This window comes from Paraburkholderia phymatum (genome assembly GCF_038900715.1).
Lineage (GTDB): Bacteria > Pseudomonadota > Gammaproteobacteria > Burkholderiales > Burkholderiaceae > Paraburkholderia > Paraburkholderia phymatum_A.
Genome location: NZ_JAYMRZ010000012.1, coordinates 137,038 through 162,450 on the forward strand (window position 1 = coordinate 137,038; position 25,413 = coordinate 162,450).

Sequence of the window (25,413 nt, forward strand, 5' to 3'; positions counted from 1 at the left end):
TGACGTCTTGAGCCACGCTGACCTTTCGTCCGACGCTAGCCGCTTGCGCCCTTCGGCCTGTCCGGGGCTGTTGCGCATCGTGCCCGCGCTCGACGGCGGCATCTGCCGCGTGAAGCTCGCGCGCGGCGAGCTGAGCGCCGCGCAGGCGTTGTCGATCGCCGATGCAATCGACGAACACGCTTGCGGCATCGTCGACATCACGAATCGCGCGAATCTGCAATTGCGCGGCGTGAAGCGCGATCATGAAGAGCCGCTGATTGCGGCGCTGCTTTACGCGGGACTCGGGCCTTCGGGTCCACAAGACACCACGCATGCGTTCGCCGACGATGTGCGCAACGTGATGGTCAGTCCGTCGGCGGGCCGCGATGCGGGCGCATTGATCGACACATCCGCGATTGCCGACGGCATCCTCGCTCGACTGCAAAGCGATGAGCGCTTCGCGGCGCTGTCGCCGAAATTCGCGCTGCTGCTGGATGGCGGCGAACGTCTCGCGATGCTCGATCATCCACACGACATCTGGCTTTCAGCGATGCGCGATCCCAGGCGCGACGACGTGCTGTTCGCCTTCGGCCTCGCGGGCTGCCCGCCTGTCGAAGAAAAACACGCCGGCGCGGTCGCAGCCGTCGCGGCTTCGAACGTCGCCGCGCTGACGCACGCGCTCGTGAACGCGTTTCTCGATCTCGCCGCGCCCGAACACACACGCATGCGCGACCTGCTTGCCGTGCAATCCGTCGAGCGCGTGCTGACGCATGTCGAAAGCAAGACGGGTATCGCGCCGCTGCGCGATGCGTCGATCGAACGATGGCGCCGCGCGCCCGCCGATCCGTCACTGCGGCTCGGCGCACACCGGCAGCGCGACGAACGCCGATCGCATGTGGGTGGGCAGCCCGTGCTCGGACGCATGAACAGCGCGACGCTGCGCGGCCTCGCGCGGCTCGTGGAAGACAACGACGGCGCGACGCTGCGCATGACGCCGTGGCAAGGCGTGCTGCTGACCGATATCGACGCGGCACGCGTCACGCCTGCGTTGCAGGCCCTGGAAGCGCTCGGCCTCGCGTGCGACGCGCGGAATCCGCTGACCCGCGTGATCGCGTGCGCGGGCTCGGCAGGCTGCGCGAAGAGTCTCGCCGATACGAAAGCCGACGCATCGAAGCTCGCCGCGTGCCTGCCTGCTGATGCGCACGTCCATCTGAGCGGCTGCCCGCGTTCATGCGCGGCCGCGCATCGCGCGCCTTCTACGCTGCTCGCCGTCGCGCCCGGCCGCTACGACCTGTACCACACCCGCGACCCGCGCGATCCGACGGGCTTCGGCCGCTGTCTCGCGCGCGGTCTGACGATCGACGAAGCCGCCGGCATGCTGGACCATGCCGCGCTTCCACCGATCCCACCTCTTGACGAGCCATTCGATGCCTGACTACCTCCGCGACGGACAAGCCATCTATCGCCAGTCGTTCGCGACGATACGCGCGGAAGCCGACCTGTCGCGCATTCCCGCCGACCTCGAAAAACTCGCCGTGCGCGTGATCCACGCGTGCGGCATGGTCGATATCGTCGGCGACCTGCGCTTTTCGGAAGGCGCAGGACGTGCCGGCCGCACTGCGCTGGCAAACGGCGCGCCCATTCTCTGCGACGCGCGCATGGTCGCCGAAGGCATCACGCGAGCGCGCCTGCCCGCGCACAACGAAGTGATCTGCACGCTCGCCGATCCACGCGTGCCCGCGCTCGCGCGCGAGCTGGACAACACGCGCTCGGCGGCTGCGCTCGAACTGTGGCGGCCGCAACTGGAAGGCAGCGTCGTCGCGATCGGCAATGCGCCGACGTCGCTCTTCTATCTGCTCGACATGCTCGACGCGGGCGCGCCCCGCCCCGCGCTGATTCTCGGCTTCCCGGTCGGCTTCGTCGGCGCGGCGGAATCGAAGGCGATGCTCGCCGCCGACAGCCGAGGCGTGCCGTTCGTCGCCGTGCAAGGCCGGCGCGGCGGCAGCGCGATGGCGGCGGCCGCCGTGAACGCGCTCGCATCGGAGGAAGAATGATGGCGGAACAGGCGAACGGCACGCGCGGACGTCTCTTCGGGCTAGGCGTCGGTCCCGGCGATCCCGAGCTGATCACGGTGAAGGCGCTGCGTCTGCTGAAGTCGGCTCACGTGGTCGCGTACTTCGTCGCGAAGGGCAAGAAAGGCAATGCGTTCTCGATCATCGAGTCGCATCTGTCGAGCGAGCAGCAGCAGTTGCCGCTCGTCTACCCGGTGACGACGGAAGCGCTCGAACCGCCGCTGTCGTACGAAGCGATCATCGCGGACTTCTACGACACGGCAGCGGAAGTGGTTGCGGCTCACCTCGACGCGGGCCGCGACGTGGCCGTGATTTGCGAAGGCGATCCGTTCTTCTACGGCTCTTACATGTATCTGCACGACCGGCTCGCGAACCGGCTGTCGCCGCGCTTCGACGCGGAAGTGGTGCCCGGCGTGTGCTCGATGCTCGGCGGCGTCGCCGTGCTCGGCCAGCCGCTCGTGTATCGCAACCAGACGCTCTCCGTGCTGTCGGGCGTGCTGCCCGAGGACGAACTCAAGCGCCGTCTCGCCGATGCCGATGCCGCCGTCGTGATGAAGCTCGGCCGCAATTTCGACAAGGTGCGCCGCGTGCTCGACGAGCTCGGACTCGCGGACCGCGCGCTCTACGTCGAACGCGCGACGATGGCGAACCAGCGCATCGTGCCGCTCGCGGAGGTCGATCCGATGGCGTCGCCCTATTTCTCGCTGCTCGTGGTGCCGGGGGAAAAATGGCAAGGATGACGACACCGCCCGCGATCGTGATACTCGGCGTCGGCGCGCTGGCGACGGCGCGGCGAGTGCAGTCCGCAGTGCAGTCCACTGTGCAGTCCGCTGGGCTGTCCACCTACTCCGGCGCGAGCGTGCATGGCCTGCAAGGACGCGTCGCCGATGCCGATGTGGACGTCGCCTTCACCGAACTCGCTGCGCATCTTCGCGAGCTGTACGCGAGCGGCACCCCGATCGTCGCGTTGTGTGCGGCGGGCATCGTGATCCGCTGCATCGCGCCGCTGCTTGCGAACAAGGGCAGCGAGCCGCCCGTGCTCGCCGTCGCCGAGGATGGCAGCGCCGTCGTGCCACTGCTCGGCGGTCTGTCGGGCGTCAACGCGATGGCGCGCGAGATCGCGGCAGCGCTCGATGTAAAGCCCGCGATCACGACGAGCGGCGAGCTGCGCTTCGGCACCTGCGTGCTGAATCCGCCCGATGGCTACACGCTCGCGAGCATCGATCAGGGCAAGCGCTTCGTGTCCGATCTGCTGGCGGGCGAAGCGACGCGTGTCGAGGGCGACGCACCGTGGCTCGACGACGTGCAACTGCCGCGTGCCGAAGATGCGCGGCGCGCGATCCGTGTGACGCCACTTGTATGGAGCGGCGCGACGGACGAACTGGTCATTCATCCGCGCAGCGTCGTCGTCGCGATCGGCGAGGAGCGCGATGTACGCGATGTGCGTGACGAACGCGACGAACCTGACGAACGCAACGAACGCAACGAAGCGCTGCACGAACACATACTCGAAGCGGCGCGCGAGCGCGGCCTTGCCGCGCCGGCGCTCGCCGTGCTGCTCGCACCCGCGGCCCGCATCGGCGATCCGGCGCTTCAGCAGGCCGCCGACGCGTTGCAGATTCCATTGCGCTTTGCCGACGACGATGCTCCGTCCGATCCCGCCCGGCTGCTCGGCAAGACCTTGCGCGTGCCGCACAAAACACTTGGCGACGGCAACCGCGCGCCCATCGCATTCGCGATCGCGCACGCGCCCGTCGATCCCGCGACGGTCGGCCGCGCGCGCGGCAAGCTGAGCGTGATCGGGCTCGGCCCCGGCGATGCGTCGCTGATGGTGCCCGCCGCGCGCGCGGCGCTCGCGCAGGCCACCGACATCCTCGGCTATGAGACCTACGTGAAGATGGCCGGCCCGTTTCGCGCGGACCAGCGCGTGCACGGCACCGACAATCGCGAGGAAATGCAGCGCGCCCGTCACGCGTTCGAACTGGCGAGCGCGGGGCGGCGTGTCGCGATGGTGTCGTCGGGCGATCCGGGCGTGTTCGCGATGGCGGCCGCCGTGCTCGAAGCGCTCGACGACGCGCGTGACCCGGCATGGGCCGCCGTCGAGCTGGAGATCGTGCCCGGCGTGTCCGCCGCGCTCGCCACTGCCGCGCAGGCGGGCGCGCCGCTCGGCCACGACTTTTGCATGCTGTCGCTGTCCGACAATCTGAAACCGTGGCCCGTCATCGAAACGCGTTTGCGGCATGCCGCCGAAGCCGATCTCGTGATGGCGTTCTATAACCCGATTTCACGCGCGCGTCCGTGGCAGCTCGACAAGGCGCTTGAAATCGTGCGCGATTTTCGCGAACCGGCGACGGTCGTCGTGCTCGGCCGCGATATTGGCCGTCCGGGCGCGGCGCTCAAAACCACGACACTCGCCGAACTGAAATCCGCCGACGTCGACATGCGGACGATGGTGATAATCGGTTCGTCGATGACGCGCGCCTTTCGCCCCGCCGACAAGGCCCGCGAATGGGTTTATACGCCACGCTGGTATAAAAGCGCCGATTTTAACGTTTAAATCGGTTTAAATCGGGGGCGTTCCCGATCCGATAAAGCAATTGAATATGCGATTGAAAGCCGGACCGATCGACCGCTAAAAAAGAAATTAAAGTTTTTCTAAAAGACGACGTTACACTGGTTATCTCGTCCAACGCTTTCATTCGCCATCATGCACACCAGTGAAGACGCTGTCGATGCACGCGCGAGCCCGCCTGTGACGTCTCGTTCGCTTGCGCCCGAGGCCGTGCCCGTGGGCGTGCCGCTCGATTTCCCGATTGTCGACAGCGACGACACGCTGCTGTTCGAGCGCGGCGCGATCGTGATCGGCGCGGACGAGCACCGCTTTCTCTTTCAGCATTTCAGGCCGCAGCGCGGCGACGTCGATTCGGGTTTGCCGGACTCGGCGGCGGAATCCGCCGGCAAAGCGGGTGAAGTCGAAACGCTCAGGGACATGCACCTGACGATCGGCGCGCTGATCGGCGTGCGCTCGCAGGTCGGCATGGGCGCGCCGATGCATCCGTCGCGCATCATCGGCTTTGCGCCGAACGAGTCGCTGTTCGTCACGCCGCCGCTCGTCGACGGCAAGCCGATGACACTGTCCGTCGGCGAGAACGTCGAGATTCTCGCGATCGCGAGCCAGGCGGTGTTCCGCTTCGTCTGCACGGTCGATTCCGTGTGCGTCGCGCCTTTCCAGTATCTCGTGCTGTCGAAGCCCGGCGTGGTCCGCCGGCTGCGCGAACGCAAGTCGATCCGCGTGCGCGCGAGCCTGCCGCTGCGCTTCGGCATCGACGCGGAAGGCACCGGCTACGAAAGCCTCGGCCTCGTGCAGAGCGTGAGCGCAATGGGCATGTCGTTCGCCGCGCCGTGGAAAGTCGGCGAAGTCGGCAAGCGCATTCGCGTGGCGTTCCGGCTGTGCTCGAAGGACATGGATACGTCGATCGAAGCGACGGCGATCATCCGCAACGTCCAGCAAGGGTCGGGGCCCGGCGATCCGACGACGCACGGCATCGAGTTCGAACAGCTCGATCAGGTCGAGCAGATGGCGCTGAAGGTCTACGTGTTCGACCGGATCGACGATGTGATCTTCTGGACGAGCGGACCGAAGTAAACACGCCCGCGTTTTCCCATGCCACAAATAAAGCAGCCCGGTCATTCGCATGACCGGGCCGCTTCGCTATTGCGGGACGTTACTGCGGTTGCTGTTGCTGCTACGGTTGCTGTTGCGGTTGCTGTTGCTGCTACGGTTGCTGTTGCCGCTGCGGTTGCTGCTGCGTTTGCTGCGGCTGTACCTGCGGCGCCTGGCGCGGCGCGGCGGCCGGCTGCGCGACCAGCGCGCTGACGCGAACCTCGACGCGCCGGTTCGGCGCGAGGCACGCGATCACGGCGGGCGTCTTCGCTCCCGGACACGTCGCGACGGGCGCCGTCGAGCCCGCGCCGCGCACGTCGAAGCGCGCGGCGCTCACGCCACGCCGCTTCAGCCCGTCGGCGACGGATTGCGCGCGACGCGCCGACAGATCGCGGTTGTGCTCGACGCTGCCGAAGCGGTCCGTGTAGCCCGTCAGCGTGACGGCATCGATCGAGCGCACCTGCTTCAGCTTCGACGCAAGATCGTCGAGCGCGGCGTTGCCGTTGCGCGTCAGCATCGCGCTGTCGAAATCGAACAGCGCGTCGGTGGACAGCGCGACGGGTTTCTCGACTGCCGCCGGAACGTCGACGGGCGGCGGCGGCGCGCAGTGGTTCAGCTCATCGTTGACCTGCTCGCTCAGCTTCTTCGCGCGCTCGATCGATTCCCAGCCGTGCACCCAGCGCGTGCCGTGCGTTTCGTCCTGCTCTTTCCAGATTTCGTCGGTGAGCGCAAGCAGCCGGCCCGCCGATTCGCCCTTGCAGGACGACGCCGACGCACGCACATTGGTCGCTTCGATCGCGCGGATCGCCCCCTGGACCCAGTTGTCGCGCGTCGGCCAGTTCTTCGCACTGAACAACGGCTGCCACGGCACGCTGCCGTCGATCACATAGCGTGCGTTGCCGAGCGCCCGTTTCGCCGCGTCGTTGTAGACGTTCGACACGAGCACATGGCTGTCCTGCCGCTCGGCGATTTCGAGGTAGGCTTGCGCGACGCCGCGCCGGTACGGATCGGCGATGCGCTGTGCTGCGGGCATCAATGCCTCGGCGTCGCTCTTGACGCTGGTCGCGAACGCCGGCGCAGCAAGGGTCGCTGCGCAGGTCGCGGCAAGCGCAGTGAGCACCGCGCTGCGTAGTATTGGTTTTTTCATAGATTTCTCCGCGCCCGCCGCGTTATTCGCGCGGCGGGCGTGCCCGGCACTCAGAACCCGATCGTCGCGCCGATCGATGCGCCCGTGCTCGCGCCGTTGCCCGTCGCCCGCGTGACGTGCGCGTTCAGGAGCACGCGGTCGCTGACCCAGTAGTTCGCGCCGACCGCAATAGCGGCAGCCCCGCCATACGTGCCCGCCGCAGCCGACATCTGGAAGTTGCCTTCCGCGCGCGCATTCGGAATCAGCGACGTCGCCGCCATGGCCGCCGCGCCCAGCGAGTTCATCTTGTTGTTCATCTTGCTGAACTGCTGGTCCGTGTACGCGTTCGCCGCCTGCACCGCCTGGTTGCCCATCTGCGAGAGCATGTCGTTGACCTGGCCGAAGTTCACTGCGTCGCCAGGCGCCGTACCTGCTGCAACGTTGGTGATGCGGCGCTGCTGCGAAGCCGAGCCGACGGACACGGTGTTGTCCTGATCGGCGACGGAGCCCGCGCCGAGCGCCACCGCGTTGCTGCCGCTCGCCGTGGCGTTCGTGCCGATCGCCGTTGCCGTCGGGCCGCTTGCAGCCGCGTTCGCGCCCGTCGCGACAGAGCCGTCGCCGGCTGCCTTCGCATTGAAGCCCGTTGCAATCGACTGGCTGCCGCTCGCGATCGCGGTCGGACCCATTGCCGTTGCGTGCGTGCCGCTTGCCGCCGCTGCCTCGGTATCGCGGTCGCCGTCCGCTGTGAACATCGGATCGACTGCGTTGTTCGCGAGGTTCGTCACGTTCTGAATGGCCGCGTTCAACTGGTTGACGTTGACGACATCCGTGCCCGCCGTGCCGGCCGCCACGTTGGTGATCTGGCGTTCATTGCCCGCCGACCCGACCGACACCGTGTTGTCGCGACTTGCAATCGAACCCGAACCCAGCGCAACCGAATCGGTCGCGGTGGCCGTCGATGCGTTGCCGAGCGCCGTTGAATTCGACCCAGCCGCCGTCGATTGACCGCCGACTGCGACGGAATTCGATCCAGTCGCCGTCGACTGGCCGCCGACTGCCACCGCGCTCGCCGCCCCCGCTGTCGCCGCGCCGCCGATGGCCACTGCGTCCCTGCCCGTCGCAGACGAGTCGGCCAACGTCGAGTTCGCGTGGAAGTACTTGATGCCGCCACCGTTGACGATGTTCGTCACCGCGTTGTCGATATTGGTCACGCGGCCATCGAGGTTGGTGATCGCGGCGCCGACGTTGCTCACGGTCGTGTTGCCGTCGTTGAGCACGTAGGTCGGTGCGGAGATCGTGCCCGTCGTCGGGTCGAAGGTCGAGCCGCCGCCCAGCGCCGCTGCCGTCGACTGCGATACGTTGTACAGCTGTGCGCCGTTCACGGCATCCGTGCTCGATGCATTCATGTTGCCGTTGAGCAGCCCTGTCAGCCTGCGTGCGCCAGCCGTGCCCGTGAAGTCCACGACCGTACCGTCCGTGCCCTTCGCGACCGTGATGGTGCGTGTCGATTGATCCTGCTGAACCAAGCCGATTGAGCCGTTGTTGATCTGCGTCTGGATGTTGCTGATGTCCGTCGTGTTCTGCGTCACGCGGCCATCGAGGTTGGTGATCGCGCCGCCGACGTTGGTCACGGTCGTGTTGCCGTCGTTCAGCACGTAGGTCGGCGTGGAAATCGTGCCCGTCGTCGGGTCGAAGGTGGAGCCGCCGCCGAGCGCCGCTGCCGTCGACTGCGACACGTTGTACAGCTGTGCGCCGTTCACGGCATCCGTGCTCGATGCATTCATGTTGCCGTTGAGCAGCCCTGTCAGCCTGCGTGCGCCCGCCGTGCCCGTGAAGTCCACGACCGTACCGTCGGTGCCCTTCGCGACCGTGATGGTGCGTGTCGATTGATCCTGCTGCACCAGACCGATCGAACCATCGTCGATCTGCGTCTGGATGTTGCTGATGTCCGTCGTGTTCTGCGTCACGCGACCATCGAGGTTGGTGATCGCGCCGCCTACGTTGGTCACGGTCGTGTTGCCGTCGTTCAGCACGTAGGTCGGTGCGGAGATCGTGCCTGTCGTCGGGTCGAAGGTGGAGCCGCCGCCGAGCGCCGCTGCCGTCGCTGCGCCTTCCGCATTCACCTTGGCGTCTTCCGATCGCAACTGGCTCACGTTCACGGCATCCGTCGCGGCAGACCCGGCCGCCACGTTCGTCACGCGACGTTCCTTGCCTGCCGAGCCCACCGACACCTCGCCGTTAGCAGCCGATGCCGTACCCGACAACGCGGTGCTGCCCGGGTTATAGCCCGCCGCCGACAAATTGGCCGTCGTCGTCGAGCCCGAACCGAGCGCCACCGAGTTCCGGGCTATCGCGGTAGCCGCACCGCCGATCGCCACCGAATCGACACCCGATGCCGTCGAATCCGACAGCGTCGAGTTGGCGTGGAAGTACTTGATCCCGCCGCCGGTGATGATGTTGTTCATGCGGGCATCGATGTTCGTGATCGCGCCCGCCACGTTGGTCACAGTCGAGCCGCCCACGACGTACGTCGGGTTCGAAATCGAGCCATCGCTGTTCACCGTCGAGCCGCCGCCGATCGCGTTTGCCGCCGAGTTCGCCAGGTTGTACAGCTGCGAGCCATTGACAGCATCGACGCTCGATACGTTCACGTTGCCGTTAGCCACGCCCGTCAGCCTGCGTATGCCTGCTGTCCCTGTGAAGTCCACGAGCGTGCCGTCCGTGCCTTTTGCGACCGTGATGGTGCGTGTCGATTGATCCTGCTGCACCAGACCGATCATGCCGTTATTGATCTGCGTGGTGATGTTGCTGATGTCCGTCGTGTTCTGCGTCACGCGGCCGTCGAGGTTGGTGATCGCGGCGCCTACGTTGCTCACGGTCGTGTTGCCGCCGTTGAGCACGTAACTCGGCGCCGAGATCGCGCCTGTCGTCGTATTGAAGGTCGAGCCACCGCCGAGCGCCGCCGCCGTCGCTGCGCCTTCCGCATTCACCTTGGCGTCTTCCGATTGCAGCTGGCTCACGTTCACCGCGTCCGTGCCGTTCAGACCGGCTGCGACGTTCGTGATGCGGCGCTCCCCGCCCGCAGTGCCGATCGACACTTCGCCCGCAGCCGCGGCCGCTGACAGAGTACCGCTGCCCGGGTTATAGCCGGACGTGGCAAGGGTCGCGGAGTTCGCGACCGAGTGGTAGCCGAGTGCCACCGAGTTCGTCGTCGTGGCACTCGCTCCCTCGCCGAGCGCCGACGAGTTGGTTCCCGTTGCGCGCGTGAACGCACCCAATGCCGTGGACTGGTCGCCCGTCGCCGATGATTGCGACCCTATCGCCGACGCATAGTTGCCCGAAGCGGTCGAACCCGTACCGATAGCGTCGGTCGCCCAGTTCGAAGCCGTCGCCCACGTACCCAGTGCCAGTCCTTGTGAGGTCGAGGCGTCCGACTTCCCGGCAACGCTGCCATAACCGATTGCGACGTTCGCGCCAATGCTGTTCGAATATGCGCCATACGCCGTCGCGCTTCCGCCAATCGCGATGGCTCCCGGGCTGTTGGTTGCGCCTACGGCAGTCTTCGCATTGTTGCCGATCGCCACGTCCGACGCGTAAGCTGCGGTCGCTGCCGGCCCAACCGCCACGGAGTTGACGCCTGCAGCCGACGAATCGGCCAGCGTCGAATTCGCGTGGAAGTACTTGATGCCCCCGCCGTTGCTGATGTTGTTCACGCGAGCGTCGATGTTCGTGATCGCGCCTGCCACGTTGGTCACGGTCGAGCCGCCCACGACGTACGTCGGGTTCGAGATCGAGCCATCGTTGTTCACAGTCGAGCCGCCACCGATTGCATTCGCCGTCGAGTTCGCCAGGTTGTACAGCTGCGAACCATTGACCGCATCGGCGCTCGACGCGTTGACAGCACCAGCGGCGAGATCCGTGATCTTGTTCGAATTCATGCTCACGGTGTTCAGCATGCTGATGCCCGCCGCGCCCTTCAGTTCCAGCAAGCCAGTCTGATAACCGGTAACACGGGCCGTCGATGCCGAAAATCCATACGACCCATTGGTGTCACCCGTATTGTTCAGCGAGAACGAAAGAGGGTTGCTTCCCGAAATGGTGCAGTCCAGGTTGTTCACATTCGTCGCGTACCCAAACGAAGAACCTATGCCTCCCGTCGCGAGTCCCGGGCACAGCTCGAGCGAGCCGTATCCATTCGTGACGGCTGCCTGTGCGCCGCTCGCCGCAAGCCCCAGGCCCGCACCGACGACGCCAATGACGGCCGCGAGACTCTTCTTCGACGACCCCTTGCCGCGCCCAGCGGCATTTTCCTGTGCGGCGGCCCACGTGCCCGTCGTTTCGTTCCACACAGTCCGGTAAACTCTATTCATTTGTCATCCTAACTTTTCTAAATAAATGATCGGCTTCAGTCCAGCGATCGGCTCAGATATCGGAACGGTTTCCGCTTTGTGGTGGCGTTTCGAATGCGGAAAAAGGCAACGTCTGCACGTCGACTTTTTTCACGCGTCGCAGACAATCCACGTCCAATCGACGGGTTAGCAGCGTCGGCAAGTTATGCGAAAGGGCAGAGTTGCTGAATAGGAGCAGTCTTATTTAGATTTTTGCCACTGATAGTTCGAAGCATCCCTACGTATGTCTTCGAAAAAGACTTGAAAAGGGATGGCGATATCTCGAACCGATGCGGACAGCGGGCAAGCATGTGTCGCGCAAGCTTGCGATCACGGCAATGCCATGCGCACGATGAGCGCGATTACCTTGCGGCAATCAACCCGTCAGGAAGCACGTACTCGACGCCCCATGCTTGCGCGAGTTGCGCACAGCGACCGAGCCGCACCGTCTCGTCGCGCTCGAAGTCGACGAAGACGACATGATCCGCGGCATCGGGCCGCGCGGGCGTGCCGCTGCTGCGGCCGTCGGTGAGAATCCACAGCCAGCGCTGCTGGCCGGGCTTGCGGCGTGCCGCGCATTCGAGCACTTGCGCGGCTGTCTCGGTGCCGAGCGTCAAAGGCGTGCCGCCACCGCCGCCGATAGGCGACAGCCACCGCTCGTTCCACCAGCGCGGCACGGCGGGACGAAAGCGCACATCGGCACGTTGCCCGCCGAAGCACACGAGCGCCGCCTCCGATCGCTCGGCGCGCGCCTGATCGAACAGCGCGACGAGCAGCCCCTTGGCAAGCGCAAGCCTTTGTCCAGCGAGCATCGAGCCGGAGCAATCGAGCAGGAAACAATGCAGCACGCCGCCATGTGCTGTTTCACGAACGAAGCGCAGATGATCCGCACGCAGACGTTGATCGCGCTTCGCGGCAAGCGTGCGCGGCCACGCGATACGCGCGCCGGCCGAGCCGTCGCGCGACGCATCGCCTGCGCCCTGTCGCCATCGAAAACCGCTGCGCATTGCGCGCGCGGCCGCGCCCTTCCGATGGCTCAGTGTTTTTTTGTCGGAAGTGGAATGACCTGCTTGACGTGCGTAACACCCGTCCGTTCGGGCGGGAGATAGCCGTAGTCGCTTTCCGTGGAGGGATTCGCGCCATCAGTTGAAGAAGGCTGTCGATCAGAAGAAGAAGCGGCCTCCTGAGGCTGTCCGGTTTCATCGTCATGCAAGCTCCGCCGATGCAGCAACACCGACTCCGCAACGCGATCGACATGCCCGGGCGTCACGTCATCGGCCTGCTCGAACGCGGCCAGCGCGCGCGCCGCGCGCAGCATCACGAGATCGGCACGCAATCCATCGACGCCTGCAGCAATGCACAATGCGCTGACGTGCGCGTGCACGGCATCGTCGAACGACAGCCGCGTCAAAGACGCGCGCGCATCGCGTATGCGCGCGACGAGCGCTTCCTGCCGTTCGACATGACCCGCGCGAAAACCGAAGGGATCGAGATCGAACGCGAGCCGCGCTTTGACGATGTCCTGGCGCGTCTGCGGCTCGTAGCAATTCTCCAGTTCGACCATCAGGCCGAAGCGGTCCGTCAGTTGCGGACGCAGTTCCCCTTCTTCCGGATTCATCGTGCCGATCAGCACGAAGCTCGCATCATGCGTGTGCGAAACGCCATCGCGTTCGACCGTGTTCACGCCGCTCGACGCCGCATCGAGCAATGCATCGACGAGCGCATCCGGCAGCAGATTCACTTCATCGACATACAGCACGCCGCGATGCGCGCTCGCCAGCAGCCCCGGCGAAAAGCGCACGGAAGCATCGCGCAGCGCCGCTTCGATATCGAGCGTGCCGATCAGCCGGTCCTCGCTTGCGCCGAGCGGCAGCGTCACGAAGCGGCCTTCGGGCAGCAGTTCGGCGAGCGCGCGCGCCGCCGTCGATTTCGCCGTGCCGCGCGGCCCGCTGACCAGCACGCCGCCGATGCCCGGATCGACGGCGGCGAGCAACAAGGCCTGTCGCAACGGCGCCTGGCCGATCAGCGCGGAAAACGGAAACACGGCAGGCGTCGTGCGGGTCTCGCTCATGATCGTGATCCTTCGATGTGCTGTTCGCTGTCCAGCAGATGTTGTTCGATTTGCGCGCGATAGGCGCCGGGCTGCTGCCAGAGTCCACGCTGCATCGCTTCGACGAGCCGCTCGCACACGGCATGCAGCGCATGCGGATTGTGCCGGCGCATGAACTCGCGGGTATCGCTGTCGTTCAGATACGCATCGGCGACGAGCGCATATTGATGATCGGCGACCACACGCGCCGTCGCATCGTAGCCGTACAGATAATCGACCGTCGCGGCGATTTCGGCCGCGCCCTTGTAGCCGTGACGCTTCACGCCGTCGAGCCACTTCGGATTCACCACGCGCGAACGGATCACGCGTGCGATCTCTTCATGCAGCGTGCGAACGCGAGGCGCATCAGGGTTGCTGTGATCAGCGTGATAGACGTGCGGCTGGTTGCCCGCAAGATGCCGCACGGCCGCCGTCATGCCGCCCTGGAACTGGTAGTAGTCGTTCGAATCGAGCACGTCGTGCTCGCGGTTGTCCTGATTCTGCAACACGACATCCATCGCCGCGAGCCGCGTGCCGAATGCGTGCCGCGCCTCTTCGCCCGTGCTCTTCTGCGTGTACGCGTAGCCGCCCCACGACAGGTACGCATTCGCGAGATCGGCGTCCGTCTGCCATTGCCGTGTGTCGATGATCTCCTGCAGGCCCGCGCCATACGCGCCGGGCCGCGCGCTGAACACGCGGAAGCCCGCGCGCCTGCGCGCTTCGTCCGGCGCGACGCCGCGCGCAATCCACGCATCGCGCTCGCGCATCACGCGCGCGCGAACAGGGTTCACGTCGTCGGGCTCGTCGAGTTCGGCGACTGCCTGCACGGCCGCATCGAACAGATGCATCACGTTCGCGAACGCATCGCGAAAGAAGCCCGACACGCGCAACGTCACATCGATGCGCGGACGGTCGAACGCGGCGATCGGCATGATCTCGAAGTCGGTCACGCGATGGCTGCCGGGCACCCACTTCGGCCGCACGCCGAGCAACGCGAGCGCTTGCGCGATATCGTCGCCGCCCGTGCGCATCGTCGCCGTGCCCCAGACGGACAGGCCGATTGCGCGCGGATAGTCGCCGTGCTCCTGCAAGTGGCGCTCGATCAGCGTCTGCGCCGACTTCAGTCCCAGCGACCACGCGGCTTGCGTCGGGATCGCGCGCGTGTCGACGGAATAGAAGTTGCGGCCCGTCGGCAGCACGTCCGGACGTCCGCGCGACGGCGAGCCGCTCGGGCCGGGCGGCACGAAGCGCCCTTCGAGGCCGCGTTTCAGATGCATCAGTTCGTGCGCGCCGCATGCGTCGAGACGCGGCAGGATATCGATGCGCAAGCGTTCCAGCACGCGCGCCGCATGCGGCAACGCATCGGCATCGGGTTGAGTGCGCGAACCGCGAGGCAGCCCGCACATATCGTCGAGCAAGCACGACGCGAGCAGTTCGAGTCGTTCCCGCGTGTCGCCATTGTGACGCCACGGCGCATCGCTGATCTGTTCGAGCAACGCGGGACGCGGCCCTTCCCATGCCGCCGACCAGTCCGCCGACAGCGGATCGAACACGCGATCGACCTCCAGATCGCGAGCGAGCGCATCGATGAGCCCCGCCCTCGCGCCCTGTCCATCGCCGATGGGAAAGCGTGCGAGCGCGAGCAGCGTATCGCGCCGCTGCACGCCCTGAGGCGACTCGCCGAACGTGTGCAAGCCATCGCGTATCTGCGCTTCCTTCAGCTCGCACAGCCACGCATCGACGCGCGTGAGCAGCGCGTCTTCCGCGTCCGTATCGTTGGGCGCGTCGACGCTCAGCTCTTCATGCAGCCGATGCGTGACGATCGTATCGAGAATGGTCTTGCGCAACAGCTTCGCGCGGCGCGGATCGACCATCAGCGCGTCATAATATTCGTCGACCTGGCGCTCGAGGTCTTGCAGCGGCCCGTAGTTTTCGGCGCGCGTGAGAGGCGGCATCAGATGATCGACGATCACCGCTTGCGCGCGGCGCTTGGCCTGGCTGCCCTCGCCAGGATCGTTGACGATGAACGGATACAGATGCGGCAGCGGCCCGAGAATCGCATCGGGCCAGCACCCATCGCTCAGCGCGACGCTCTTGCCCGGCAGCCATTCGAGATTGCCATGCTTGCCGACATGCACGACGGCGTCGATATCGAACTGATGACGCAGCCAGAAATAGAACGCGAGATACGCATGTGGCGGCACGAGCTCGGCATCGTGATAGCTCGCGTAGTCGTTCTGCTCGCGCGAGCGCGGCGGCTGGATGCCGATGAACACATGTCCGCAGCGCCAGCCCGCGATCATGAAGCGTCCGCGCCGCAAGGTCGGATCGCGTTCGGGTGGGCCCCACTTCGCGTTCAGCGCATCGCGCAGCGATTGAGGCAAACGCGCGAAGTGCATGATGTAGTCGCTCAACGCGAGGCTTTGCAATGCGGGCCGCAGATCGCGCACGACGAGATCGTTGGTCACGCCTTGCGTCAACGCGTCCATCAACGCATCGCCCTTCATAGGCACATCGTCGATGCGATAGCCCTCGTCGCGCAGCATCTTCAGGATGTTCACGACTGACGCAGGCGTATCCAGTCCCACGCCATTACCGATGCGCCCCTCGCTCATCGGATAGTTCGCGAGTATCAGCGCGAGCCTCTTGTCAGCGTTGGGCGTGCGGCGCAGCTTGCACCAGCGCTCGCTCAGCTCGGCGATGAACGCGACGCGCTCGTGATCCGGCTGATAGCGAACGACGTCCACTTCGGTATGCGGACAGCGATACACAAGGCCCTTGAAACTGATCGCGCGCGTGATGATGCGGCCATCCACTTCGGGCAGCGCGACATGCATCGCGATATCGCGCGAATTGAGGCCGTGATTGTCCTTCATCCAGTCTTCGCGGTTGCCGCCGCTCAGGATCACCTGCATCACGGGCGCGTCGCCTGCCAGCGCGAGCGGCTCGGGATCGTCAATCGCAGAAGCAGCAAACGCCGTCGTGTTCAGCACGAGCGCGATGTCATGCTGCGCGGCGAGTCGTTGCACGACGTCGCGGCTGATCGCATCCTTCAGCGACGTGATCGCGACCGGCAACGGATTCATGCCGCGCGCTTCGAGCGCATCGATCAGCGCATCGAACACGGCCGTGTTGGCCGCCTGCAAATGCGCCTTGTAAAACAGCACCGCGACGACGGGCGCGCCCTTGGTCCAGCGCGCCTGCCAGTCTTCGATGGTCGCCGCGTCGCTCGCGGGGTGATAGAGCGCGGCCGCGGGCAACGGGCTCGGCAGCGCCGGCTCGTCGCCCCAGCCGAACGCGCGCCACGCGATGCAGCGCATGAACGACTCGGCATTGCGCGCGCCGCCCTCGCGCAGATAGCGCCACAACCGATGACACAGGTCCGCGTCGGCCGTACTGCGCGCGAGCAGATTCGGGTCTTCCTGCAAGTCGCCGGAAAACATCGCGAGCGTCTGCCCGTTGCGCTGCGCGAGCGCGACGACCTGTTCGATCCCGTACGGCCAGTACGACTCGCCGCCCAGATGATCGACGACGACGACGCGCGCGTGCTGCAACACATCGTCGATATAGAAATCGACGGAAGCCGGCTGCCGCAGATACGTGACGTTCGCGAGCCGCACGCTCGGAAAGCCTTCGCCAAGTCTCGGCACGACGCTCGCGAGCAGCGACAGCGTCGTGTCCGCGGAACTGAGGATCACGATATCAGCGGGCTTCTGGTCGATACGGATGACGCCCTTCGTATCGTCGACGAAGCCGCCGGGGACGGTGCGCAGCAGATGCATCGCGCCGCCTTCAGGCCTGTTGCGCCTGGGCGTTCGCGACGTCGTTCAACGCTTCGTCGAGCGCGCGCTGCAACGCACGCTGATCGAGATCCGCGCCGATCAGCACGAAGCGGCTGAGCGCAGAGCCAGAAGAAGCATCGATTTCGCCTGCCTGCCAGCGCCGGTCGAAATAGCTGTCGAAACGCCGGCCCACGCCCTGGATCACGAGACGCATCGCCGCGCCCGGCAAGGCCGCGAAACCCTTCACGCGATAGATCGTGTGTCCTTCGACCACTTGCCTGAGCGCCGCGATCATCGTGTCGCGCGACGGCGCATGCGCCGTCACGACGACGGAATCGAACTCATCGTGATGGTGATCGGCGTGATTGGGATCGTCGGAGGAGCCGTGATGATCGTGCCGCAGATGAATCGTTTCTTCCGACGCGGATTCGAGCCCGAGCAGCGCGTGCAGATCGAGCTGCCCCCTGTGCGCGCGCACCACTTTCACCTGAGGCGGTATCTCTTCGCGCAACGTCGATTCGACGGCGGCCTGCTGCGCTTCGTCGAGCAGATCGGTCTTGTTGAGGATCACGAGATCGGCCGCCGATAGCTGGTCTTCGAACAGCTCGTGCAGCGGCGATTCGTGATCGAGATTGGGATCGGCCTTGCGCAACCGGTCGACGGCGGCAGGGTCGTCGGCAAACTGGCCGCTCGCGACGGCGGGACCGTCGACCACGGTGACGACGGCATCGACGGTGAAGCTGTTCTTGATCGACGGCCAGTTGAAGGCCTGCACGAGCGGCTTCGGCAACGCGAGGCCCGACGTTTCGATCAGCACGTGGTCGATCTGGCCGCGCCGCTCGACGAGCTGCTCCATCACGGGAAAGAACTCTTCCTGCACGGTGCAGCACAGGCACCCATTGGCAAGCTCATACAATTGGCCTTCCGTTTCGTTGCCGTTCTCGTCGCAACCGATGCCGCAACCCTTGAGGATTTCGCCGTCGATGCCGAGCTCACCGAACTCGTTGACGATCACCGCGATGCGCAGGCCGCCCGCGTGCTGAAGAATGTGACGCATCAACGTCGTCTTGCCGCTGCCGAGAAAGCCTGTGACGATCGTCACGGGAATCTTGCGCATCTGTGTCTGCATGATGGCTCCGTTGCCCGATGTGTTTGTGGGCGACTCTGGAATCGCAACGCCGCGAGCGATGCGAGTCAACGTGATTCACGGGGACGGAAAACGGCGCCGCAAACGCTTCGCAGCCTGAAGAAGCCAGCGCGAAACGGGCACGCGGCGCGTGCGGAATCGTGAACGCAGTGCCGCATCCCCGCAGCATTGCGTCGTTTTCTCGGGCCGGTATCCGGGCTGATGAAAGCGCCGCCTCTCCTTCCCGCGCGAGCGTTTTCGCGCAGTGGATGATCTGCATGGGCCACTGTTGGACGCACATGCAGCGAGACGGCTCCGCATCGACTTCGCGATGCCTTCACCTACCGTTGCGGGGAGCAGCATAGTTTGGCCCTGTGACGATACGAGCGACACGAGGGGCCGGCTATTTCCCGTTTAACTGCGCGAGCAGAAAGCGCGCGCGAGCACCAGAGTGCGTGCGAGTTTAGGCTCGCACGCGTGGAGCGTCAAGAATGGAGGCGGCGTGCCTTCTTCGCACGCGTTGCAGCGCGCCGATCGAGGGAACCCGAGGAAACTCCGCAGCGACGTTCAAGATCGGCTGTGCTATCGTATGCGCGCGTCTGGTGCCGTGCCTGCGCTCGCTTGCACGGTTAAACGGGAAACAGGGAAGCGCCTCTTTTGTACGGCACATGTGTATGGCACATGACGTGCGGCGAATGAAGTGCTCAGCCTGTGCTGTCCCCGCAACGGTCACGCGGCGAGCGGAAGAAATTTCTTCCGCGCAGTGCGTTCAAGGCCACTGCCTGCATCATGCAAGTGGGAAGGCGAACGCGATGAGCCGCCAGCCCGGATACCGGCCAGATGCAAGGGGGCGACGAGACGGACGAAACCGGTCGCCATTCGCTGGAGCCGCGGGAAACGGACGCCAGCGCCCACGCGCGACGCGCCGCCTGCAAGCCTATGAGTCGGCTTCAGGCAATGGCGCCGTGCATCAGATGCAGCATCGCATGACCCACATTTCTTCAAGGCCCGCCCACGCAGCGGCGCTCCACTCGCGATGAGCCGCGCCTGGCTGATCGGCGCCGGCCCCGGCGACGTCGAACTGCTGACGCTTAAGGCCGTCCGCGCGCTCGCGCAGGCCGACGTCGTGCTCGTCGACGATCTCGTGAATCCCGAAGTCCTGCAATTCGCGCGCGACGATGCGCTGATCGTGCACGTCGGCAAGCGCGGCGGCCATGCATCGACACCGCAATCCGCGATCGTCGCGACGATGCTCGATCATTTGCGCGCGGGCCGCAGCGTCGCGCGTCTGAAGGGCGGCGATCCGTTCGTGTTCGGACGTGGCGGCGAAGAACAGCAGGCGTTGCACGCGGCGGGAATACACGTCGAGATCGTCAGTGGAATCACGGCGGGCATCGCCGCGCCTGCGGCAATCGGCATTCCTGTCACGCATCGCGATTACGCGCAGGGCGTGATCTTCGTCACGGGCCACGGCGCGGGCGAGCACGAAGCCGACTGGCATGCGCTCGCCGCCACGCGGATGACGCTCGTGATCTACATGGGCATGCGCCGCCTGAACGACATCGTTCACGCGCTGCTGTGCGCCGACATGTCGCCGGATACGCCGTGCGCCGCAATCGAATCGGCGACGCGGCCCGAGCAGCGTCACCTATGCGCGGCGTTGCGCGATCTCACCACGCGGGTCGCGGATGCGGGGCTCGGCTCGCCTTCGATCGTCGTGATCGGCGGCGTCGCGTCGCTGGCTGCGCCCGTCGATGCATATGTTCAGCACGCGTCGCCATGACGGAGATCATCGTGGGCATCGGCTGCCGGCGCGGCGTGTCCGCGGAACAGATCGAAGCGGCCGTGCGCGATGCACTCGGCGATATGCTGCCATTCGATGCGCTCGACGCCGTCGCAACCATCGATGCGAAAGCCGGCGAAACCGGCCTCGTCGCGTTCTGCGCACGCCACGCGTTGCCGTTGCGCACGTTCACGCGCGAACAGATCGCCGCGCTCGACGCACGCACAGATGCATCGCAAGCCGTGCGCGAGCATATGGGCGTCGATGGCGTCTGCGAACCGTGCGCGCTGCTCGCGACGCAAAACGGACGGCTGCTCGTGCGCAAACGCGCGCGCGACGGCGTCACGGTCGCGATCGCATCCTCCGCTAATCACATCAGCGCCAACCATCAGCACTCAAACGACACACACCGAACGAAGGACAATCGATGAAGACCGATCCCGAATCGCACGCACGCATGACGCAGCGCCGCCGTGAAGGCCATGAGAAGAAGCAGGCACAGGCGACCATCGAAAAAGGCCTGCTGATCGTCTACACGGGCACGGGCAAGGGCAAGTCCACGGCTGCGTTCGGCATGGCCGTGCGCGTGCTCGGCCACGGCCTGAAGCTTGGCGTCGTGCAGTTCATCAAGGGCGCGCTGCATACGTCGGAGCGCGACTTTCTCGGCTCGCAGTCGAACTGCGATTTCGTCACGATGGGCGACGGCTATACCTGGAACACGCAGGACCGCGAAGCCGACATCGCGACGGCACGCAAAGGCTGGAACGAAGCGCGCCGCATGATCGAAAGCGGCGAGTATCAGATGGTAATTCTCGACGAGCTGAACACCGTGCTGAAGTACGAATATCTGCCGCTCGATGAAGTGCTGAGCGTCGTCAACGCGCGGCCCGAAATGCTGCACGTCGTCATCACGGGACGCCATGCACCCGACGCGCTGATCGACGCCGCCGATCTCGTCACCGAAATGCGCCTCGTCAAGCATCCGTATCGCGAGCAGCATGTGAAGGCGCAGCGCGGCGTGGAGTTCTGAACGATGCCCGCGTGCCCCGCTCTCTTCATCAGCGCGCCGGCGTCGGGCCAGGGCAAGACGACGATTACGGCTGCGCTCGCGCGGCATCATCGGCGGATGGGGCGTGACGTGCGCGTGTTCAAGACGGGCCCGGATTTTCTTGACCCGATGATCCTCGCGCGCGCGAGCGGCGCGAGCGTGCTGTCGCTCGATCTGTGGATGGTCGGCGAGCGTGCATGCCGCGCGCTGCTCGCCGATGCGGCGCGCGACGCGGATCTGATCCTGATCGAAGGCGTGATGGGTCTTTTCGACGGCACGCCGAGCAGCGCCGATCTCGCCGCGAAATTCAACGTGCCCGTCGCGGCCGTGATCTCCGCGAAAGCGATGGCGCAGACCTTCGGCGCGGTCGCTTTCGGGCTCGCGCGCTTTCGGCCGGACGTGCCGTTTCATGGCGTGTTCGCGAACCGGGTCGGCTCCGAGCGTCATGCGCAGATGCTCGAAGAGTCGTTGCCCGCCGATCTGAAAATGCTCGGCTATCTGTCGAGCAGCGATGCAATCGAATTGCCCGATCGACACCTGGGCTTGCTCCAGGCCGCCGAGATCGGCGATCTCGACGCACGGCTCGATCACGCGGCCGACGCGCTCGCGTCGACGGCGCTCGCGCAATTGCCGCCTGTCGTGACGTTCGACGAGCCCGCGCACGAAGCGCCGTTGCCGCGACTGCTCGACGGCATGCATATCGCCGTCGCGCGCGACGCGGCGTTCGCGTTCATCTATCCGGCGAACGTGCAGCTGCTCGAAGCGCTGGGCGCGCGCGTCACGTATTTCTCGCCGCTCGCCGACGAGCCCGTTCCCGTCGACGCGAGCGCGCTCTATCTGCCCGGCGGCTATCCGGAACTGCATGCGCCCGCGCTCGCGGCCAACGCGCGCAGCGCTGCATCCGTCCGCGCGCATGCGGCTGCGAACAAGACCATCGTCGCCGAATGCGGCGGCATGCTGTATCTGCTCGACAGCGTTACCGACACGCAAGGTGTCACGACGCCGATGCTCGGCCTGCTGCCCGGTCATGCCGCGATGCAGACGCGCTTCACCGCGCTCGGCATGCAGCAGATCGACGACGGCGCGCACGGCACGCTGACGGGCCACACGTTTCACTACTCGCGCGTGAGCACGCCGCTCGCGCCCGTGCGTCACGCAACGCGCGCACAGTCCGACGCACCCGGCGAAGCCGTCTATCGCGAGGGTTCGATCGTCGCCACTTACATGCACGGCTACTGGCCGTCCAACCCAGCCTTCGCGGCTGCCCTCTTCGATGGCCGAGCCTTTTGACGACGCCGAACGCGCGGCGGTCTACCGCGCGATCTACGAGCGGCGCGACATGCGCCACTTCGTGCCCACGCCCGTCGATCCCGACGTGCTCGCGCGCCTCGTCGACGCCGCGCATCACGCGCCGAGCGTCGGTTATATGCAGCCGTGGCGGATCGGCCGCATCACCGATCCCGCGCTGCGGCAGAAGCTGCATGACGCCGTCGAACGCGAGCGCTTGCTGACGGCCGATGCGCTCGGCAAGCGGCGCGACGAGTTCATGAAGCTCAAGGTCGAAGGCATGCTCGAGTGCGGCGAGCTGCTCGTGATGGCGCTGATGGACGGCCGCGAGAAGCACATCTTCGGACGGCGCACGCTGCCGGAAATGGATCTGGCTTCAGTGGCGTGCGCGATCCAGAACATGTGGCTCGCGGCGCGCGCCGAAGGGCTTGGAATGGGCTGGGTGTCGCTGTTCGATGCCGACGAAGTGCGCGCGATGCTCGGCATGCCGGAGGGCGCACGGCCCGTCGCCATTCTGTGCCTCGGGCATGTGGAGCGTTTTTATCCGCAGCCGATGCTCGAATCGGAAGGCTGGGCGAAACGCATGCCGCTCGATGCGTGTCTCTTCGAGAACACGTGGCGCGATCAGGAATCCGCTTGTGAAGAAGCGCCGTCGATGCATCGGCAGGCGCACGACGATGCGCGCTAAGGGCTGCGCCAAGGGCCGGGTGTCGGGCCGCTCAAACGGCTTTGCGCGTGCAGCTTACGTCTCGCCCTTTTCGATGCGTTCGAGCCGGTAGCCGTAGCCGTAGATCGGCATCAGCCGATAGCCGTTCTCGGGACGCAAGCCGAGCTTCGTGCGCAGCATCGACACGTGCGTGTCCATCGTGCGCGACGGAATGGTCGCCGCCTGCTTCCAGATCGCATCGAGAATATGCGAGCGCGACAGCGGCCGGCTCAGGTGCTTGAAGAGCAGCAGCGCGAGCTCGAATTCCTTGTGCGTGAGCGTGACGGAATGGCCGCGCACATGCACGCGTTTCGAGCCCGGCTCGAATTCGTATTCGCCGAACACTTCCTTCCCCACCGCCAGCTCCTGGCCCGTGCCGCGCAGCAGCATGCCGACGCGCGCGAGCAACGTCGCCGCGCTGACGGGCTTGACGAGACAATCGTCGACGTCCGCCAGCGGGTCGGATGTATCGTCTGCGCTCATCGTCAAAAGAACAGGCAGACGCTCGGCGAGGTTCTCGCGGACCCAGTGCAGCACGTCGTCAGCGGGCAGGTCCGGCACATCGCGATCGAGCACGAGCAGATCGAATGGCTGGCTGCGCAGTTGCCCGATCAGCGCCTGTCCGTTCTCGAACGCATGGCAGGTGTGCCCCGCCGCCGACAGCGTCCCGCACACGAATCCGGCTTGCGCCTGTGTCTCCTCCAGAACTGCAATTCTCATAAAACCCCGCAACGCTCAATCGTTGTTTCCGTCCGACCGGGAAATCGTTGATGAAGGACCGCAACCGGCAATATGAAATTGGAATTCCACATTGGCCCGGATCTTCAAGCCCTGCATCGATTGCGGGCCAATTCCTTCCCATTGCCCGACAATGCCCTGATAGCCCGATATTGCTTTAATGCCTTCGCACCCTATTACGGCTCATCGAAAAGCCGCTTTTATAAGAGGCGCGAAGCCGACTTCTTTTGACCGCCCGGTGCGAGCGGATTTTTCTTGCGTTTTGCTTTCTGCGTACTTCACAACGCTAGTCGTGCCGACGCCCCGAAACGAGCGCCGCTGCTCGCTTTACGGGGGAATGCCACAGCTTTTCGCTGCTGGAGATGACTGGCAGGCGACTGACAACGGCCGGCGGACAAGAGCCGCCGGTACATGCGGCACTGCGTCACAAACATCCTTTTGCGCATTTAACATTCACGCAATAAAAGAGTTCGTGCCAGTTACCGGAAAGATTTAACAATTCGAGCGTCGCCGTTGACGCTTTCGATTTAAATCGGGGTGAAGATTATTAGAACGAATTCAATCAGTCAATTAACCTCTCATTTTTGGCAGCCGGTGAACCATTTCGTTAAATCGGCCGATCGCGGCGATAAGCGGCTTATGGGCTTCACAGGCCAATGCCAGAGCCGATGACGTCAATGACGCCGATGACAGTCCCTTCGATCCGTTAGCGGCTGTTGCGGCGCTGCACTTTAGGTCCGCGTGCTGACGCAGCCTGCCGCACCCGATCAGATGCCGGCCCGGCCTGCTTCACCCGGCGCGGGCGCCGCGCAGATCGTTTCGACGCCCGCCGCCGCCAGCACCTTCGACAGCGCCGCAGCCGGCGCGACATCGGTGACGAGGATGTCGAGACCGTCCGGGCCGAATACGTGAGCGAGCGCGCTGTGGCCGAACTTCGTGTGATCGGCGGCGACGACGCGCCGCTCCGCTTGCGAGAACGCCGCGAGCGCGAGTGCGGCATCGGCGGGCTGCGCGTCCATGAAGCGCCCCTTTGCGTCGATGGCCGTCACCGACACGATCGCATAACGCACATGGAATTGCCGGACGAAAGCGAGCGCGCTCTCGCCAACAGCGGACGCATCGTCGGCGCGCAACTCGCCGCCCGCCATCAGCACGCGGTTGCCGTTGCGCGGCGCGAGCAGGCGCGCGATTTCGGCGGAATTGGTGACGACCGTCAGGCGCGAATGCGATTCGAGCGCGTGAGCGATATGCACGCAGGTCGTGCCGCCGTCGAGCAAAAGCGAATCGCCGTCGCCGATCATCTGCGCGATGCGCGACGCGATCGCGCGCTTGGCGTCGCGCTGCTCGACCATCCGGAGGCGAAACGGCGGCTCGTCAAGTTGCGCGGGCAACATGATGCCGCCATGCACCTTGACCAGCAGCCCTTCGGCGACGAGCGGCTTCAGGTCGCGACGGATGGTTTCATCGGACACTGCGAACGTGTTCGCGAGATCGGTGATCGTGCAGGTCTGTTGCGCGCGGACGAGCCGCAGGATCTCGTTCTGTCGGTGGGTGGCGAACATCGGCGGCGGCGGTTGGAATTTGGCGCGAGTCTAGCAGACACGTGCGCCCGAGGCCAACACGAA

Annotated in this window: 18 protein-coding genes and 2 riboswitches; of the genes, 10 read left to right on the forward strand and 8 right to left on the reverse strand. The window is 65.5% G+C overall.

Going from position 1 to position 25,413, the window contains the following annotated elements; genetic code table 11:
* Nucleotides 1-7: 7 nt before the first annotated feature.
* From cobG to VSR68_RS22340, 5 genes are all read left to right on the forward strand, one after another.
* The gene (cobG, locus tag VSR68_RS22320; protein WP_342941914.1) at nucleotides 8-1,414 is read left to right on the forward strand and encodes a precorrin-3B synthase; all 1,407 of its coding nucleotides are present in this window, start codon (nucleotides 8-10) and stop codon (nucleotides 1,412-1,414) included.
* Complete coding sequence (locus VSR68_RS22325; RefSeq protein ID WP_342941915.1) at nucleotides 1,407-2,033, forward strand: precorrin-8X methylmutase; 627 nt, start codon at nucleotides 1,407-1,409, stop codon at nucleotides 2,031-2,033. Before cobG ends, VSR68_RS22325 begins: the two co-directional genes overlap by 8 nt.
* A complete protein-coding gene (locus VSR68_RS22330) occupies nucleotides 2,033-2,791 on the forward strand; it encodes a precorrin-2 C(20)-methyltransferase (protein WP_342942017.1) in 759 nt (252 codons plus the stop codon). Before VSR68_RS22325 ends, VSR68_RS22330 begins: the two co-directional genes overlap by 1 nt.
* The gene (gene cobJ / locus VSR68_RS22335; RefSeq protein ID WP_342941916.1) at nucleotides 2,779-4,608 is read left to right on the forward strand and encodes a precorrin-3B C(17)-methyltransferase; all 1,830 of its coding nucleotides are present in this window, start codon (nucleotides 2,779-2,781) and stop codon (nucleotides 4,606-4,608) included. The genes VSR68_RS22330 and cobJ overlap by 13 nt, the downstream gene beginning before the upstream one ends.
* Before the next feature lie 150 nt (nucleotides 4,609-4,758).
* Entirely contained in the window at nucleotides 4,759-5,697 is a 939-nt protein-coding gene (locus VSR68_RS22340) for a flagellar brake protein (protein ID WP_342941917.1), read from the forward strand.
* Nucleotides 5,698-5,827: 130 nt separating this feature from the next.
* Here the strand turns inward: VSR68_RS22340 and VSR68_RS22345 are convergent, their stop codons facing one another.
* From VSR68_RS22345 to cobW, 6 genes are all read right to left on the reverse strand, one after another.
* Nucleotides 5,828-6,862, reverse strand: coding sequence for an OmpA family protein (locus tag VSR68_RS22345; RefSeq protein WP_342941918.1), 1,035 nt, complete (start codon nucleotides 6,860-6,862; stop codon nucleotides 5,828-5,830).
* 50 nt (nucleotides 6,863-6,912) lie between these two features.
* On the reverse strand, nucleotides 6,913-11,211 hold the full coding sequence (locus tag VSR68_RS22350) for an ESPR-type extended signal peptide-containing protein (protein WP_342941919.1): 4,299 nt from the start codon (nucleotides 11,209-11,211) through the stop codon (nucleotides 6,913-6,915).
* A 380-nt stretch (nucleotides 11,212-11,591) separates the two neighbouring features.
* Entirely contained in the window at nucleotides 11,592-12,236 is a 645-nt protein-coding gene (locus tag VSR68_RS22355; protein ID WP_342941920.1) for a vWA domain-containing protein, read from the reverse strand.
* A 29-nt stretch (nucleotides 12,237-12,265) separates the two neighbouring features.
* A complete protein-coding gene (locus tag VSR68_RS22360) occupies nucleotides 12,266-13,300 on the reverse strand; it encodes an ATP-binding protein (RefSeq protein WP_342941921.1) in 1,035 nt (344 codons plus the stop codon).
* Nucleotides 13,297-17,100, reverse strand: coding sequence for a cobaltochelatase subunit CobN (cobN, locus tag VSR68_RS22365; protein ID WP_342941922.1), 3,804 nt, complete (start codon nucleotides 17,098-17,100; stop codon nucleotides 13,297-13,299). Before cobN ends, VSR68_RS22360 begins: the two co-directional genes overlap by 4 nt.
* Before the next feature lie 10 nt (nucleotides 17,101-17,110).
* A complete protein-coding gene (gene cobW / locus VSR68_RS22370; RefSeq protein ID WP_342941923.1) occupies nucleotides 17,111-18,229 on the reverse strand; it encodes a cobalamin biosynthesis protein CobW in 1,119 nt (372 codons plus the stop codon).
* A 185-nt stretch (nucleotides 18,230-18,414) separates the two neighbouring features.
* A riboswitch (cobalamin riboswitch) is annotated at nucleotides 18,415-18,692 on the reverse strand.
* Nucleotides 18,693-18,809: 117 nt separating this feature from the next.
* Nucleotides 18,810-19,081: riboswitch (cobalamin riboswitch) on the forward strand.
* A 181-nt stretch (nucleotides 19,082-19,262) separates the two neighbouring features.
* On the opposite strand from cobW, the gene cobA reads away from it, so the two are divergent.
* From cobA to bluB, 5 genes are read left to right on the forward strand one after another with little or no spacing between them, the layout of a single operon-like run.
* Complete coding sequence (cobA, locus tag VSR68_RS22375) at nucleotides 19,263-20,009, forward strand: uroporphyrinogen-III C-methyltransferase (protein WP_342941924.1); 747 nt, start codon at nucleotides 19,263-19,265, stop codon at nucleotides 20,007-20,009.
* The gene (locus tag VSR68_RS22380; protein WP_342941925.1) at nucleotides 20,006-20,440 is read left to right on the forward strand and encodes a cobalamin biosynthesis protein; all 435 of its coding nucleotides are present in this window, start codon (nucleotides 20,006-20,008) and stop codon (nucleotides 20,438-20,440) included. The genes cobA and VSR68_RS22380 overlap by 4 nt, the downstream gene beginning before the upstream one ends.
* A complete protein-coding gene (gene cobO / locus VSR68_RS22385) occupies nucleotides 20,437-21,039 on the forward strand; it encodes a cob(I)yrinic acid a,c-diamide adenosyltransferase (RefSeq protein WP_342941926.1) in 603 nt (200 codons plus the stop codon). The genes VSR68_RS22380 and cobO overlap by 4 nt, the downstream gene beginning before the upstream one ends.
* Nucleotides 21,040-21,042: 3 nt before the next feature.
* A complete protein-coding gene (locus VSR68_RS22390; RefSeq protein WP_342941927.1) occupies nucleotides 21,043-22,347 on the forward strand; it encodes a cobyrinate a,c-diamide synthase in 1,305 nt (434 codons plus the stop codon).
* Nucleotides 22,331-23,032, forward strand: a complete 702-nt coding sequence (gene bluB / locus VSR68_RS22395; protein ID WP_342941928.1) for a 5,6-dimethylbenzimidazole synthase — start codon at nucleotides 22,331-22,333, stop codon at nucleotides 23,030-23,032. The genes VSR68_RS22390 and bluB overlap by 17 nt, the downstream gene beginning before the upstream one ends.
* A 54-nt stretch (nucleotides 23,033-23,086) precedes the next feature.
* Here the strand turns inward: bluB and VSR68_RS22400 are convergent, their stop codons facing one another.
* A complete protein-coding gene (locus VSR68_RS22400; protein ID WP_342941929.1) occupies nucleotides 23,087-23,770 on the reverse strand; it encodes a response regulator transcription factor in 684 nt (227 codons plus the stop codon).
* Between the two features lie 785 nt (nucleotides 23,771-24,555).
* Complete coding sequence (locus tag VSR68_RS22405) at nucleotides 24,556-25,350, reverse strand: DeoR/GlpR family DNA-binding transcription regulator (RefSeq protein ID WP_342941930.1); 795 nt, start codon at nucleotides 25,348-25,350, stop codon at nucleotides 24,556-24,558.
* Nucleotides 25,351-25,413: the final 63 nt, after the last annotated feature.